This window comes from Cupriavidus sp. UME77 (assembly GCF_014170355.1).
In the GTDB taxonomy this organism is placed as follows: domain Bacteria; phylum Pseudomonadota; class Gammaproteobacteria; order Burkholderiales; family Burkholderiaceae; genus Cupriavidus; species Cupriavidus basilensis.
Window position 1 is genome coordinate 1 of sequence record NZ_LZZU01000059.1, and the last position, 14,681, is coordinate 14,681.

Sequence of the window (14,681 nt, forward strand, 5' to 3'; positions counted from 1 at the left end):
GGCCGCGCGGATGCAGGCGGCGCAGGCCACGCGCCGCCATGCCGTGCTGGAGGAAGTCCGGCGCGGCGACGCGCCGCAAAGCGTGCTCGGAGCGCCTGTCAGCGAGGCTGCGCAGGCATGGCTGCGTGAACAGGCGCTGCCCGCACAAGCGGCCACCGGCGGAGAGCGCGCCCAGCGCGGGCCACCAGCGCCGTGCGGGGCGGGCACGGGGCGGCTCGCTGGTTGGCTCTGCGCCGGTGGCCGCTTGTGCGGGCAGCGCCTGTTCACGCAGCCATGCCTGCGCAGCCTCGCTGACAGGCGCTCCGAGCACGCTTTGCGGCGCGTCGCCGCGCCGGACTTCCTCCAGCACGGCATGGCGGCGCGTGGCCTGCGCCGCCTGCATCCGCGCGGCCTCTGCCATGACCGCTGCCTGCAATCCCGCCGGCGGCGTGAAATCCAGTTCGTCATCGTCGGCGGGCGCCTCGGCTTGTTCGGCGTAGGCCCGGACCTTGGCCGGCAGCGAAGCTGGCGGCAGCGGCGCTGGCGCGTTGCACGCGGCCTGCTCCGCACGCGCCGCAGCCATCACCGAGGCCGCCAGCGAGGCGGGTGGTACATAGGCGGGCACCTCGCGCAGCAATGCCGCTAGCCGGTCCTCGCCGGCGATGAAGCGTTCGTCCGCGCTCATGGCAGCCGCTCCTGCGACGCCCTGGCCACCAGGTTCTCGCGCAGCCGCGCAAAGGCGTAGCGCAGCCGGCTCTTGATGGTCTCGAACTTCTCGCCCAGCGTCAGGGCGATGTCCTCCACGCTCATCTCGCTGAAGAAGCGCAGCACGATCACCTCGCGCTGCGCTGCCGGCAGTGCCAGCAGCGCTTGCCGCACGCCCTGCAGGTTCTGGCGCAACTGCGCCTCGGCCTCGGGGCTGAGGTCGTCGGCAGGCATGGCGAGGTGCGTCTCGTCGAGCGTGTCGCGCTGGCGCTCGTAGGCGCCGCGCAACTGGTCCAGCCAGGTATTGCGCGCGATCTGGAACAGGAAGGTGCGCAGGGCCGCGCTGGGCTGGTAGTCCGCGCAGCGGGTCATCAGCTTGACCCAGGTCTTCTGGGTCACGTCCTCGGCCTCGCCGGTGTTGCCCTGGCAAAGCCAGGCCACGTAGTTGTACAGCGCCGCGTTGTGGCGGCGAAACAGCTCGGCCACCGGCTGCTCGATCAGGCCGTTGGCGACCAGCAGCATCAGGTCGGTATCCGGCAGCGCGGACAGTCCGGCAGAGGATGGGGAGGGCGGGGCGCCAGGTGAGGAGGCATGCATGCGCGGGAGTATATGACAGCCCCGCGCGCCGCTGCGAGGGGCTGTCGGTGCCGGGTGCCTGCGCGCGGGCAACCCGGCGGATGGTGGGCGAGGCGGCCTCAGCGTGGCGGCTCCCTGGCAGGCTCGCCGCCTTGTGCCAGCGGTGCGCGCGTCGACAAGGCCTGCGCCAGGTCGACCAGCTTGATGAATTCGCCGCGGTAGCCAAAGCGGTCGGTGCCGCGCGCGCCGAGCGCCAGGGTGCGCGCCTCGGCGTAGGTCCAGCCGTTGACATGGTTGCCGCCACGCAGTACCTGGCCGAAGCCGGCGACCGCCGCGGCGAAGCGCATGGCGTCGTCGGCCTGCGCCAGCGGCCGCACCGCGCTGTCCTGCACGGCCAGGTCGATCAGCTCGCTGGCTTGCGCCTGCGGCAGCTTGTAGCGCAGCTTGATGTGGGCCAGCTCGCCAGCGGTGCCCTTGCCCGGCTGGGCGGCGGGGCTCGCCGGCTGGTAGCGCAGCGGGTCGATCAGGCCGGGCTGGCCCGCCAGCGTCAGCTCATAGAGGGCTGTCACGGTGTGGCCGGTACCGATGTCGCCGGCGTCGACCTGGTCGTTGTTGAAATCCTCGCGCTTGAGCGCGCGGTTTTCATAGCCGATCAGGCGGTATTCCTTGACCGTGGCGGGGTTGAACTCGACCTGGATCTTGACGTCGCGTGCCACCGTCGCCAGCGTGGAGCTGAACTCTTCGGCCAGCACCTTCTGGCCTTCCATCAGGTTGTCGATGTACGAGTAGGCGCCATCGCCCGCGTCGGCCAGCTGCTCCATCAGCTGGTCGTTGTAGTTGCCAGTGCCAAAGCCCAGCGTGGACAGCGACACGCCGGACTTGCGCTTCTCCGCGACCAGGGCCTTGAGCTGGCGGAAGTCGGTAATACCCACGTTGAAGTCGCCATCGGTGGCTAGCAGCACGCGGTTGATGCCGCCCGCGATAAAGCTCTGCTGCGCAGCCTGGTAGGCCAGCGCGATGCCGCTCGCGCCGGCGGTCGAGCCGCCCGCTACCAGCGAATCGATGGCCGACGAGATGGTTGCCTTGTCGCTGCCCGACGTCGGCGGCAGCACTACGCGCGTGCCGCTGGCGTAGGTCACCAGCGTGATGCGGTCCTGCGCGCGCAACGCGTTGGTCAGCAGCTTGAGCGAGGACTTCAGCAGCGGCAACTTGTCGGGCGAATACATCGACCCCGACACGTCGACCAGGAAGACCAGGTTGGCCGGTGGCAGGCTGTCGCGTGCCGCGTCGGCTGCCTTGATGCCGATGCGCAGCAGCACGTTGCGCGCTTGCCATGGCGCGGGCGCGGCGTCAGCGTGCACGGCAAAGGGGCGGCCGTCGCGCGGCTGCGCGTAGTCGTACGGGAAGTAGTTGACCATTTCCTCCACGCGCACCGCGTCGGCTGGCGGCAGGCGGCCGGCATTGAGCAGGCGGCGCACATTGCTGTAGCTGCCGGTGTCGACGTCGATGCTGAAGGTGGAGACAGGCGCTTGCGCTACCTGCTGCACGCCGTTCTCGTCGATGGCGCCATAGCGCTCGCGGTCTGGCCCGGGCTGTGGCTGTGGCTGCGGGTAGGGCATGGGGCGTGCCATCAGGGTCATGGGCGCCGCAGGCACGGCGCGCATGGCGGGCGCGTATGCATTGGCCACGGCGCCGGCGACCGCCTCCTTGGCGGCAGACGCGGTGTCGCGGGCTTCGGCCATGGGCACGGTGGCCACGGACTGCACGGGAGCGGCCGGGGCAACCGGCGCAACCGGGGGAGTTGCCACCGGCTGCGTGGCCGGTGGCGCGTTGTCGGCGCGCGCGGGCAGATCCGGCGGGGTAGGGGCAGTGGTGGAAGGACCACCGCAAGCGGCCACCGCAAAGGCAATGGCCAAGGCTCCCAAGCGCTTAAGCATGTTCTTTTCTCCTGAAGGGCCGCGCCGGCGATGCCGGCGGCAGGGCGCTGTCAGTGAAACGAGGCAGCCTGGCGCAAGGGGTTAAGCGCGATCAAAAAAATCAGAACTCGCCAAGGCCCGGCAGGCCCGGCACGCGGGTCAGTCGAGCCGGATGTCGGCCTGCTTCACCACGGTTGCCCAGCGCGCACGCTCGGCGACGAAGAACTTGTTTGTCTCCGGCGGCGTCATGGTCACCACTTCCGCACCTTGGCCGGCGAGCTGCGCGCGCACTTCCGGCAAGCGGATGATGCGGATCAGTTCGCTGCTGATGCGTGCCACCAGCGCGTCGGGCATGCCCGCCGGCGCCATCACGCCTTGCCAGGTGCCGGACTCGAAGCCCGGCACCCCTTGCTCGGCGATGGTCGGCACTTGCCCCACCAGCGGCATGCGGGTCTTCTTGGACACCGCGATCACCTTCAGCTTGCCGGCCTGCACCTGGGGCAGCGTCGCCAGCATGCCGTTCATCAGCACCTGGGCGGTGCCGCCCACGGTATCGGCCACCGCCTGCGCGCCGCCTTTGTATGGCACGTATTGCCACTTCGCGCCGGTAGCCTGCGCCACCGCCACGCCCGCCAGGTGCGGCGCGCTGCCGATGGCGGTCACGGCGAAGTTGAGCTGGGTGCGCTTGGACAGGTCCACCAGTTCCTTGAGGTTGCTGACCTGCACCGAGGGGTGGACCACCAGCAAATGCGGCGAATACGCCAGCATGGAAACGCCCTTCAGGTCCTTGGCCGGATCGAACGTGAGTTTGGTGTAGACGGACGGGCTGATGGCCAGCGCGCCAACGTCGCACAGCAGCAACGTGTGATTGTCGGTACCGGCCTGCGCGACCATGGCGGCGCCGATATTGCCGTTGGCGCCCGGGCGGTTATCCACCACGATGGGTTGGCCGAGGGCTTCGCCGAGCTGGCGGCTGATCAGGCGGGCAATGATGTCGGAGGAACCGCCGGCAGGATAGGGGACAACCAGCCGGATCGGGCGGGTAGGCCAGTCGGCGGCTTTCGCCGAGGACGACAGCAGCGTGCCGGCTGCGCCGAGGCTGCCCAGCGTGGCAGTTGCGCCCAAGGTCGAGAGTTGGGTCAGGAAGGTGCGGCGGCTGGTTGGCATTGGCGTTGTCTCCGGCTTTGTCTTAGTTGTATGTTGTCATATGTGTAGGATCATAGCCGGAAGTTCGGGGGCAGGTCCAGGGCATTTTTTTCGCGGGATTTCAGGCGTGACGGATGGCGAACCTGGTGAGAGTCGCGGTGAGGTTGTTGCCGAAACAAGGGCTACACATCCTCTGATACGATAACTTGCGTCGTAAAAAAACCTCTTCCCCGCGCTGGGGAAGAGGTTTCCTGATGATCCCGGCGAAGCCGCAGATTGTTATTGCTTGGCCTTCTTTGCGTACTCCCAGCCCATTTCCGCCATCGGCCGGGCACGCTTTCCTGCATCCGCGGCCTGCGCGGAGGAAGCCGTCCCGTCCACCACGCGCTTCATGATCCCCTGCAGGATGCCGGCAATCCGGAACATGCTGAACGCGAGGTAGAAATTCCAGTCGCCGGTGATCGGCCTGCCAGTGCGTTGCTCGTAGGTGCGGCGGTACGCGGCCTCGTCAGGGATGCCGAGCCCGGCATGGTCCAGGCCAGCGATGCCGCGGAACTGTCCCGGGGCAATGTGCCAGCTCATGCAGTGATAGCCGAAGTCGGCCATCGGGTGCCCCAGTGTGGACAGTTCCCAGTCGAGGACGGCCAGCACGCGCGGCTCGGTGGGGTGGAACATGAGGTTATCCAGCCGGTAGTCGCCATGCACGATGGACGTAAGATCGGCGTCTTCCTGCGGGATATGCTCGGGCAGCCAGGCCATCAGCGAGTCCATGGCCGGGATGCTCTCGGTCTCGGACAGCTTGTATTGCTTGGTCCAGCGCTCGATCTGGCGCGAGAAGTAGTTGCCCGGCTTGCCGTAGTCGCCCAGGCCGATGGCCTTGTAGTCGACGGTGTGCAGCGCGGAGATGACGCGGTTCATTTCGTCGTAGATGGCGGCGCGCTCGGCCGGTGTCATGTCGGGCAGCGACTGGTCCCACAGCACGCGGCCGGCGACGAATTCCATGATGTAGAAGGCGCGGCCGATCACGGCTTCGTCTTCGCACAGCGCATACATCCTGGCCACCGGCACATCGGTGCCGGCCAGCGCGGCCATCACGCGGTACTCGCGCTCGATGGCGTGGGCCGAAGGCAGCAGCTTGGACTTGGGGCCCGGCTTGGCGCGCATCACGTAGGTCTGGCTAGGTGTGATCAGCTTGAAGGTGGGGTTGGACTGGCCGCCCTTGAACTGCTCGATGGAGAGCGGGCCGGCAAAGCCGGCAACATGCTCGCGCATCCAGGCTTCCAGCGCGGCCAGGTCAAAGCGCTGCTGCTCGGCTACCTCGCGGGTGCCTTCGAAATTCGAAACGTTGGTGCTCATGCTGTCTCCGTGTTTTCGGTATGTTCCGGGTTTTCCGAGATTCGATTGCGTCTGGCTTGTCTGTCTTGTCCGTCTTGTCCGTTTTATCTCTATCTCTATCTCTGCGCGGCGTGGCTAGCTGGCCGGCCCGCGCAGGTCGCGAAAGCGCAGGTACTGATGCAGCAACACTTCCATGGTGGTGTGGCGCGAACCGCTGTGCACGGGCGTGGGCGGCGAGTAATTCATCATGCGCATCACCCAGTCCAGCGGCTCGTCGCCCACGTCGAGCACATTGATGCAGCCGGCGGTTTGCATCAGGCTGCCGTAGAACACGCGGCGCCCGCAGGTGATGGCGTGGGAGAGGATGGCGCGGTTGGTGCCGCCATGCAGGACCAGCAGGGCGGTGTCCCAGTTCGGGTCGTCGCGCAGGCGGCGCAGCGCGGGCAGCACGCGGTCGAGGAATTCGCCCACGCTTTCGCCATCGAGGAAGCGCTTGTCTTCGGGCACTTCGCCTTCAAAGGCGCCGATAAAGGCATCGCGCAGCTTGTCGTCGCTGATGCCTTGCAGCTTGCCACCGCGGATTTCCTGCAGCTCGGGCCAGGTTTCCATCGCGGCATCGGCCATGCCGGGCAACTCCGCCAGCACGCGCTCGGCGGTTTCCACCGTGCGCGGCAGCCCGCTGACGATGATGCGGTCGAAGCGGATGTTCTCGGCGGCAAACGCACGGCCAGCCGCGCTGGCCTGTTCGCGCCCGGTCTCGTTGAGCGGCACAAGCTCGGGCAGCGCAGGGCGCCCGGTCTCGTCGAAGTAGGTCACCGCACCATGGCGCATCAGGTAGACGCGGCGGCGGGGCGAGGGCGGCAATTCCATGCAAGTCTCCGGTGCTTGTGCTGCCGTGCCCGTCTGCGCGGGCATCGTTGGCGTGGCATTGCGAGGCCGGGTGCGCGCGTTGGCGAACCCGGCGGGCAGGGCGGCTCAGCGGTAGTTCGGCTTGCGCTTTTCCAGGAAGGCGCCGATGCCTTCGCCGCCATCCTTGTGATGCAGCGCGGCCACGAAGTTGTCGCGCTCTTGCGCCAGGTGCTCGGTCAGGCTGGCGGTGGCGGCGTGGTTGATCAGGCCCTTGATGCGGCCCATGGCGTGCGGCGAGCGCGTGGCCAGCGATTCGCCCAGGCGCAGCGCTTCGGTCAGCGCCTGGCCGGGCGGCACCACGCGGTTGACCAGCCCGAAATGGGCCAGGCGCGCGGCATCCACGGGCTTGCCTTCCATGATCAGTTCGGAGGCGAGCTGCCGGGGCAGGGCGCGGGCCAGCTCGTACGAGCCGCCGCCGTCAGGCGTGAGGCCAACGTTGACGTAGGCCATCACGAACTTGGCATCGCTGGCGGCCACCACGAAATCGCAGGCGAGCACCAGCGAGAAGCCGGCGCCCGCGGCAGGGCCTTCCACGGCGGCGATGATCGGCTTGGGGAAGGCGTGCAGCGTTTCGATCCAGTGGTTCAGGACTTCGATGCTCTCGGCCTGCACCTCGCGCGGCTTGGCGCGGTTGCCGAGCAGGCGGTTGAGGTTGCCGCCGGCGCAGAACACGCCGTCGGCGCCGGTGATCACCACCGCGCGGATTTCGTCGTCGCGCGAGGCCAGCTCAAGCGCTTCCTGCGAGGCCGCGTAGATGTCCGGATGCAGCGCGTTGCGTGCCTCGGGGTTCGAGATGGTCAGCACCAGGGTGGTGTCGACGCGTTCGGATAGCAGCTGTGCGGTCATGGCGGCCTGTGCGGATGAGCGAATGCAACGATGCAATGCGGTGTCGGATACGAAACGACCGCAGGCCAAAACCAGCCTGCGGTCGCGGTTCTTACTGCTCTTCGGCCAGCAGCGACAGCCCGAGGCCGGCGCGGCGCCACAGCCACGGGCTGGGGCGGTAGCGCATGTCGCCGGTCAGGCGTTCCAGGTTGCGCAGCACGGTCAGCACCAGGTGCGGCCCGATCACGTCGCCCAGCGCCAGCGGGCCCTTGGGGTAGCCCAGGCCGAGGTTGACGGCGAGGTCGATGTCCACCGGCGTGGCAATGCGCTGTTGCGCGATGTCGCTGGCGATGTTCACGATGCAGCTGATGATGCGCTGGGCCACGAAGCCGGCCGAGTCGCGGATCACGGTCACGGGCACGCCGTCGCTGCCGAACACGCCGTGCGCGGCCTCGCGCATGGCGGCTGACGTGGCCGGCGTGGTCATCAGCGTGCGGCGCTTGGTGGCTTCGAGGGGCAGCAGCGTGTCGATGGCCACCACGCGGGTGGGGTCCAGTCCCTCATGCAGGGCGCAGGTGGTGGCGTCCAGCCCCAGCGGCGTGACCACGATCAGGGCGTCGTCCGACGGCCGGTTGCCGGCTTCGGGCGTGATGCCCAGCGAGAGCAGCAGCTTGACGGCCATGCCGTGGCCGCGTTCGTCGGCAAGGCTGACCCAGACGCTGGCCGGGCGCGCGGTGGGCACGGCGGCGGTGGCGGGCAGCTGCTTCTGGCCGTCGGCATAGCGGTAGAAACCGGCGCCGGCCTTGCGGCCGATCAGGCCGCCCACCGAGCGGATCGCCGTGATGGGCGACGGGCGGTAGCGCGGTTCCTGGTAGAACTGGTTGTAGATGGATTCCATCACCGGGTGCGACACGTCCAGCCCGGTCAGGTCCATCAGCTCGAACGGGCCCATGCGAAAGCCCGCCTGCTCGCGCATGATGGCGTCGATGTCGGCGAAGTCGGCCACGCCTTCCTGCGCGACCTTCAGGCCTTCGATGTTCATGCCGCGCCCGGCATGGTTGACGATGAAGCCGGGCATGTCCTTGCAGCGCACCGGGGTATGGCCCAGGCGGCGCGACAGGGCCATCAGCGCGTCACCCACGGCGGGGTCGCCGGACAGGCCGTCGATCACCTCGACCACCTTCATCAGCGGCACCGGGTTGAAGAAGTGATAGCCGGCGATGCGGCCAGGTTGCTTGGCGCCCACCGCGATCGCGGTAATCGACAGCGACGACGTATTGGAGGCAATCACGGCATCCGCACGCAGGATGGCTTCGAGCTTGGCCACCAGGTCACGCTTGACTTCGAGCTTCTCGACGATGGCCTCGAGCACCATGTCGCAGCCCGCCAGGTCTTCCAGCGCATTGCAGGGCAGCACGCGGGCCAGCGCGGCGGCGCCATCCTCGGCGCTCATCTTGCCCTTTTCGGCCAGCTTGGCGAACGTATCCTGCAGGTATTGCCGGGCGGCGGCCACGGCTTGCGGGTTGGTGTCGTACAGGCTGACGGTCAGCCCGGCCTGCGCGGCGATCTGGGCAATGCCCCGGCCCATGGCGCCGGTGCCGACGATGCCCAGCGAGTCAATGGTGAAAGTGCTCATAGTGCGTCCAGAAAAGTGTGGTTAAATTAGCACGATCGTACGTTTTTTGCATCATCCGCGACAGTGGGGCGATGCAGGCGGCGTGCGCTGATCGGCCAACGCGGACCGCCAGAGTCTGTCATGGCACACAATGCCTGCTTGCCTGTGTGTGGGCAGGTTACCTTAGCCCCTGATTTCATCGCGATCCACCCGGTGGGTTGCCAATCACGCCAGTCACGCCATAACGAGGAGAGAGACGACATGCTGAAACTCTGTGGTTTTGCCGCCAGCAACTACTACAACAAGGTCAAGCTGGCCTTGCTGGAAAAGAACCTGCCGTTCGAGGAGGAGCTGGCCTGGATCGGCAAGACCGATCTCGAAGCCTCGCCGCTGGGCAAGGTGCCCTACATGATCACCGATCACGGCCCGCTATGCGAGTCCGAAGTACTGGACGCCTACATCGAGGCGACCTATCCGCAAGCGCCGCTGCTGCCCGCCAGCCCCTACGAGGCGGCCAAGGTGCGCGAACTGGTGACCTTCCTGGAGCTGTACCTGGAGCTGACCGCGCGCGAGCTTTACGCTGAAGCGTTTTTCGGCGGCAAGGTCAGCGACAGCGTCAAGGAACGCCAGAAAAAGCTGCTGGAGCGCTATATCCCCGCCTTCGCCAAGCTGGCGAAGTTCTCGCCCTACCTGGCGGGCGACACCTTTACGCTGGCGGACTGCGCCGCGGTGGTGCACTTTCCGCTGATCTCGTCTTGCACCAAGATCATCTACGGTACGGACATGCTGGCCGACCTGCCGGTCAAGGAGTACCTCAAGCGCATGTCGGAGCGCCCGACGGTGCAAAAGGTGAATGAGGATCGCAAGGCGAATACCGAGCTGATGCTGAGCGGCCGGAAATAAGCGAAGGGTTTGCTCAAGGCAAAAAAGAAAAGCGCCCGCGGTATGCCGCGGGCGCTTTTTTCGCTGGCCAAAGCGGTGCCTACAGTGTCTTCAACCGCGCCAGAGCCAGCGCCAGCGTCTCTTCCTTCTTGGCAAAACAGAACCGCACCACCCCAGACTCCCGCGGCTGCGAGTAAAACGCCGAAACCGGAATCGCCGCCACGCCGATCTCGCGCGTGAGCCACATCGAGAAGTCCGCCTCGCTCATGTCCGAGATGGCGGAGTAGTCCACGCACTGGAAGTAGGTGCCGTCCGACGGCAGCAGCTTGAAGCGCGTGCCGGCCAGCCCGGCGCGGAAGAAGTCGCGCTTGGCCTGGTAGAAGTCCGCCAGGTCCAGATAGGGCGCCGGGTCCGCCATGTAGTCGGCCAGGCCATGCTGCACCGGGGTGTTCACCGTGAACACATTGAACTGGTGCACCTTGCGGAACTCGGCCGAGAGCGCGGCCGGCGCGGCCACATAGCCCACTTTCCAGCCAGTCACGTGGTAGGTCTTGCCGAAGCTCGATACCACGAAGCTGCGGCGTGCCAGCTCGGGGTGACGCGATACCGACTGGTGCTGCTGGCCGTCGAACACCATGTGCTCGTACACCTCGTCTGACAGCAGCAGGATGTCGGTGCCCGCCAGCAGTCCGGCCAGGCGATCCATGTCGCCGGCGCGCCAGATGGTGCCGGTGGGGTTGTGCGGCGTGTTGATCAGCAGCATCCGCGTGCGCGGCGTGATCGCGGCGGCGAGGCGGTCAAAGGGGATGTGGAAGTGCGGCGCGTCAAGGGCCACCGACACGACCTTGCCACCGGCCATTTCGATCGCGGGAATGTAGCTGTCGTAGCAGGGTTCCAGCACGATCACTTCATCGCCCGGATGCACGGCGCACAGGATGGTGGTCAGGATGCCCTGGGTGGCGCCCGCGGTGACGGTGATCTCGCTGTCCCAGTCGTAGGCATGGCCGTACAGCTTGCCGATCTTGCCGGCGATGGCCTGGCGCAGCTTGGGCACGCCCGCCATCGGTGGGTACTGGTTCAGGCCCGAGCGCATGGCGTGCGCGACGGCATCGACGATCTTCGGGTCGCAGTCGAAATCCGGGAAGCCCTGGCCGAGGTTGACGGCATTGCGCTCGGCGGCCAGCGCTGACATCACGGTAAAGATGGTGGTGCCGACCTTGGGCAGGCGCGAAGCCGGCGGCGTGAGGGGAGCAAGGGTGCCGGGCTGGGCGGAAAGTTTCGTGGACATGGAAGGCTGCGTCAGGCTGGGCGGTCGGGATGGGCGGAAAACGATGCTGGCATTCTAGCGGGGATCGGCCGGCGCCTGTGCCGCGGCCTCCTCGCGCGCCGTCAGCCAGCTGGCGAAGGCCTGGGGCAGCAGGATATCCACGCCGCTCTGGCGGCGCAGGCGGCCTTTGAGCTTGAGCACGGCCTTGTCCTTGGAGACCAGGCAGGCGGCCTGGGCAAAGTGCGCCAGCTCGATGAATTTCTGGTCGTCGGTATCGCGGCAGCGCGGCAGGCGGGCCGCCGCGATGTCGGCTTCTTCCGGGATGGCGATGAGGGTGGTCAGCCGGTCGACCGTGGCCATGGCGGCGGGAATATCGATACCAAAATGGGCAAATTGCGGATAAGCCAGCACTCGGCGCAACTCCTCGCGGCAATCGGCGCGGATCACCGCGGCAATGGCGCCGGTGTCCAGCGCGGCCCGGATCGGCTCGACGTGCGGGTCCGCAAAGACCAGCAGGTCGACCCAGATGTTGGAGTCGAGCACGACCCGCGGTGCCAGCGGGCCGGGGACGGGGGTGGCCTGTGGGGACGGCGGGGAATTGAGGGGTACTGCGGTAGAGTCGGGGTGCATTCGTTACAATCTGGCCTTTGTGTTTGCCGCGATTTTGCCATGCTCATCGTCTTGTCCCCTGCCAAGTCGCTCGACTACGAGACGCCCCCGCGTCTGAAGACCCATACGCTGCCGCGTTTTATCGACCGTTCGGCGGTGTTGATCGAGCGTCTGCGCAAGCTCGCGCCGCAGGATATCGGGGCGCTGATGGACATCTCCGACAAGCTCGCGGTGCTCAACGCCACCCGCTACGGCGACTGGTCGCCGGAATTTACCGCGGCCAACAGCAAGCAGGCCGTGCTCGCCTTCAACGGCGATGTGTACGAGGGGTTCGACGCGTCCAGCCTCTCGGACGATGACCTTGGCTTCGCGCAGAAGCATGTGCGCATCCTGTCCGGCCTGTACGGCGTGCTGCGCCCGCTCGACTGGATGCAGCCCTACCGGCTGGAGATGGGCACGCGCCTGGACAACGTGGCGGGCAAGGATCTTTATGCGTTCTGGGGCGATGACGTCACGCAGTTGCTCAACGATGACTTCAAGGCACAGAAGGCAGAAGGCAGCCCGGCCCTGGTCAACCTGGCCTCTGAGGAGTACTTCAAGGTGGTGCGCCCCAAGGTACTTGGCGCCAGGATCGTCACGCCGGTGTTCGAGGACTGGAAGGGCGGCCGCTACAAGATCATTTCCTTCCACGCCAAGCGGGCGCGCGGCTTCATGGCCCGCTACGCGGTGACGCATCGCATCACCGAGCCGGCCAAGCTCAAGCGTTTCGCCGAGCATGGCTACGCCTTCGATGCCTCGGCATCCGACGACGCCCGCTGGGTCTTCCGCCGCCGCCTCGAAGACTGACGCAGGCTCCAGATACGCCCTATCGCCCCCGAACCCAGCGCCAGGGATGGCCCACAGGCATCCCGGCCCGAACCCTCCGAGACGCCACATCATGAGTTCAGCCCTGCATATTTCCGCCAGCTTCGATTCGGGCGCCATTGAAGTCGAATCGCTTGCGCAGGCGAGCGACATCCGCCTGCGCATCCGGGCCGACTCGCATGCAGAGTTCCGCCAGTGGTTCCATTTCCGGCTGCAGGGCGCGGCCGGCCAGGCATGCCGCCTGCAGTTCCTCAATGCCGGCGACTGCACCTACCCCGACGGCTGGCGCGGTTACCAGGCCGTGGCCTCCTATGACCGCGCGCACTGGTTCCGCGTGCCGACCAGCTTCGACGGCAGCACCATGACAGTGGCCTTCACGCCCGAGCACGACAGCGTGTGGCTGGCCTACTTCGAGCCATACTCCGAGGAACGCCACCTGTCCCTGCTGGCCACCTGCCAGCGTTCGCCGCTGGCGCGGCTCTCACACCTGGGCAGCACGGTGGACGGCCGCGACATGACCGCGGTCACGGTCGGCACGCCTGGCGACGGCAAGAAGGCCATCTGGATGATCGCGCGCCAGCATCCCGGCGAATCCATGGCGGAATGGTTCTGCGAGGGCGTGCTGCAGCGCCTGACGGGCACTGGCATGTGGGCCGGCGACCCGGTGGCGCGCCGCCTGGTGGAGCGCGCCGTGTTCCATATCGTGCCGAACATGAACCCCGACGGCTCGGCGCGTGGCAACCTGCGCACCAATGCGGCTGGCGCCAACCTCAACCGCGAATGGATGGCCCCCAGCGAGCAGACCAGCCCGGAGGTGTATCACGTGCGCCGTGCCATCGAGGCCACCGGCTGCGACATGTTCTTCGACATCCATGGCGACGAGGGCCTGCCCTATAACTTCGTCGCGGGCAGCGAGATGCTGCCCGGCTTTACCGAGGTGCAGAAGGCCGAGCAACTGCGTTTCATCGACGCGTTCAAGCGCGCCACGCCGGACTTCCAGGACGTGCACGGCTACGCTGCCAGCAAGTACAACCAGGACGCGCTCAAACTGGCCTCGAAGTACATCGGCCACACTTTTGGCTGCCTGTCACTGACGCTGGAGATGCCGTTCAAGGACAATGCCGACCAGCCCGATCCGGCGGTGGGCTGGAATGGCGCGCGCAGCGCCCTGCTGGGCGCTGCGATGCTGCAGGCGGTGCTGGCGCAACTGGGCTGAGGATGTGACCAGGCACCTGGCCGCCGTCTGGACGGGCCAGGTGGGGGGGCGGCCCCATGCGGGGCCGAAGCGCCTGGGAAGGCCTCAGTGCGGCTTCTTGGTGGTCGACTTGCTGGTGGTGGCCTTGCTGGTCTTGGCGCTGCTGCTCTTGGCCGTCGATTTGCTGCTGCTCGACTTGGACGAGGAGGTTGACTTGGTGGCCTTGCCGGAGCCGGACTTGCTTGCCTTGCTGCCCTTGTGGCCCTTGCTGCTGGAGGCCTGGCGCGTATTGCTGCCGCCGCTGCTGCGCACCGCGGGCGCTGCCGCCGGCTCGCTGATGACGGTGCCGCTGCCATCGAGCAATTCATAGGCCAGCATCATGCCGTCGGCATAGCCGCAGCGCACCTTGACCGGTTCCCACTGGGCTTCGGCGCGGCGCTTGTGGGCGGTCGCGGAAAATGTCACCACCGAGCTGACCGGCACCGCTTGCTTGCCTTGCGAGAAGCGGCCGTCCCATGGCTCGACGGTGGCCTGGCCGGCGCCGAGCGCGCCGGTGGGGATCTTCAAGGCGTCGTAGGTGGCCGAGCGGGGCACGACCCAGCTGGCGTGCGCGGCGCAATCGGCCACATCCGCGCTGGCGTTCTCGGTCTGCATCAGTTGCTCGCGCATCTGCGCACGGTACTCGGCCAGGCTCACGCGGCCTTGCGCGGGCAGGGTGACGGTCATGGGACGGCCGCTTCTCGCAAGGCAAGCAAGCGGTGCCGGTCAGCTCGGTGGTGACATTTTCCGCGACCGCCCACAAGCGCCGCGCCGAAGCCCAGTGGGAACCGGTCAAGGTGCGCTGCGGCTATGCCGACG

Annotated in this window: 12 protein-coding genes and 3 pseudogenes; 4 read left to right on the plus strand and 11 right to left on the minus strand. The window is 67.2% G+C overall.

Going from position 1 to position 14,681, the window contains the following annotated elements; genetic code table 11:
* The 8 genes and pseudogenes from A9975_RS23680 to A9975_RS23715 form a co-directional block, all read right to left on the minus strand.
* Positions 1-664: pseudogene (locus A9975_RS23680) on the minus strand (hypothetical protein); the annotation flags it as partial.
* A complete protein-coding gene (locus A9975_RS23685; RefSeq protein WP_183034949.1) occupies positions 661-1,281 on the minus strand; it encodes an RNA polymerase sigma factor in 621 nt (206 codons plus the stop codon). The pseudogene A9975_RS23680 and the gene A9975_RS23685, both read right to left, overlap by 4 nt.
* Positions 1,282-1,379: 98 nt before the next feature.
* Positions 1,380-3,197, minus strand: coding sequence for a VWA domain-containing protein (locus A9975_RS23690; RefSeq protein WP_220810875.1), 1,818 nt, complete (start codon positions 3,195-3,197; stop codon positions 1,380-1,382).
* Positions 3,198-3,335: 138 nt separating this feature from the next.
* Positions 3,336-4,343 carry a tripartite tricarboxylate transporter substrate binding protein gene (locus A9975_RS23695; RefSeq protein ID WP_183034950.1) on the minus strand — a complete coding sequence of 336 codons (1,008 nt, stop codon included), beginning with the start codon at positions 4,341-4,343 and terminating at the stop codon, positions 3,336-3,338.
* A gap of 258 nt (positions 4,344-4,601) precedes the next feature.
* Positions 4,602-5,678 (minus strand): phosphotransferase, encoded by a 1,077-nt coding sequence (locus A9975_RS23700; RefSeq protein ID WP_183034951.1) that lies wholly within the window; start codon positions 5,676-5,678, stop codon positions 4,602-4,604.
* 114 nt (positions 5,679-5,792) lie between these two features.
* Positions 5,793-6,527 (minus strand): histidine phosphatase family protein, encoded by a 735-nt coding sequence (locus A9975_RS23705; protein ID WP_183034952.1) that lies wholly within the window; start codon positions 6,525-6,527, stop codon positions 5,793-5,795.
* Between the two features lie 105 nt (positions 6,528-6,632).
* Complete coding sequence (locus A9975_RS23710; RefSeq protein WP_183034953.1) at positions 6,633-7,412, minus strand: oxepin-CoA hydrolase, alternative type; 780 nt, start codon at positions 7,410-7,412, stop codon at positions 6,633-6,635.
* Positions 7,413-7,503: 91 nt separating this feature from the next.
* On the minus strand, positions 7,504-9,027 hold the full coding sequence (locus A9975_RS23715) for a 3-hydroxyacyl-CoA dehydrogenase (protein ID WP_183034954.1): 1,524 nt from the start codon (positions 9,025-9,027) through the stop codon (positions 7,504-7,506).
* 240 nt (positions 9,028-9,267) lie between these two features.
* On the opposite strand from A9975_RS23715, the gene A9975_RS23720 reads away from it, so the two are divergent.
* Positions 9,268-9,909 carry a glutathione S-transferase gene (locus A9975_RS23720; RefSeq protein WP_183034955.1) on the plus strand — a complete coding sequence of 214 codons (642 nt, stop codon included), beginning with the start codon at positions 9,268-9,270 and terminating at the stop codon, positions 9,907-9,909.
* A gap of 79 nt (positions 9,910-9,988) precedes the next feature.
* On the opposite strand, the gene A9975_RS23725 is transcribed toward A9975_RS23720, so the two are convergent.
* Both A9975_RS23725 and A9975_RS23730 read right to left on the minus strand, forming a co-directional pair.
* Positions 9,989-11,176: a pyridoxal phosphate-dependent aminotransferase gene (locus A9975_RS23725; RefSeq protein WP_183034956.1), complete on the minus strand. Its 1,188-nt coding sequence runs from the start codon at positions 11,174-11,176 to the stop codon at positions 9,989-9,991.
* A gap of 54 nt (positions 11,177-11,230) precedes the next feature.
* Entirely contained in the window at positions 11,231-11,785 is a 555-nt protein-coding gene (locus tag A9975_RS23730) for a putative toxin-antitoxin system toxin component, PIN family (protein WP_220810876.1), read from the minus strand.
* Between the two features lie 39 nt (positions 11,786-11,824).
* Here A9975_RS23730 and yaaA point away from each other — a divergent pair, with 39 nt between their 5' ends.
* Both yaaA and A9975_RS23740 read left to right on the plus strand, forming a co-directional pair.
* Positions 11,825-12,610 carry a peroxide stress protein YaaA gene (yaaA, locus tag A9975_RS23735; RefSeq protein WP_183034957.1) on the plus strand — a complete coding sequence of 262 codons (786 nt, stop codon included), beginning with the start codon at positions 11,825-11,827 and terminating at the stop codon, positions 12,608-12,610.
* A gap of 91 nt (positions 12,611-12,701) precedes the next feature.
* Entirely contained in the window at positions 12,702-13,844 is a 1,143-nt protein-coding gene (locus A9975_RS23740; protein WP_183034958.1) for a carboxypeptidase family protein, read from the plus strand.
* 84 nt (positions 13,845-13,928) lie between these two features.
* Here the strand turns inward: A9975_RS23740 and A9975_RS23745 are convergent.
* Positions 13,929-14,588, minus strand: a pseudogene (locus A9975_RS23745) (BspC domain-containing protein); the annotation flags it as partial.
* Between A9975_RS23745 and A9975_RS38585 the strand changes: the two are divergent.
* Positions 14,549-14,681: pseudogene (locus A9975_RS38585) on the plus strand (BspC domain-containing protein); the annotation flags it as partial. The pseudogenes A9975_RS23745 and A9975_RS38585 overlap by 40 nt on opposite strands.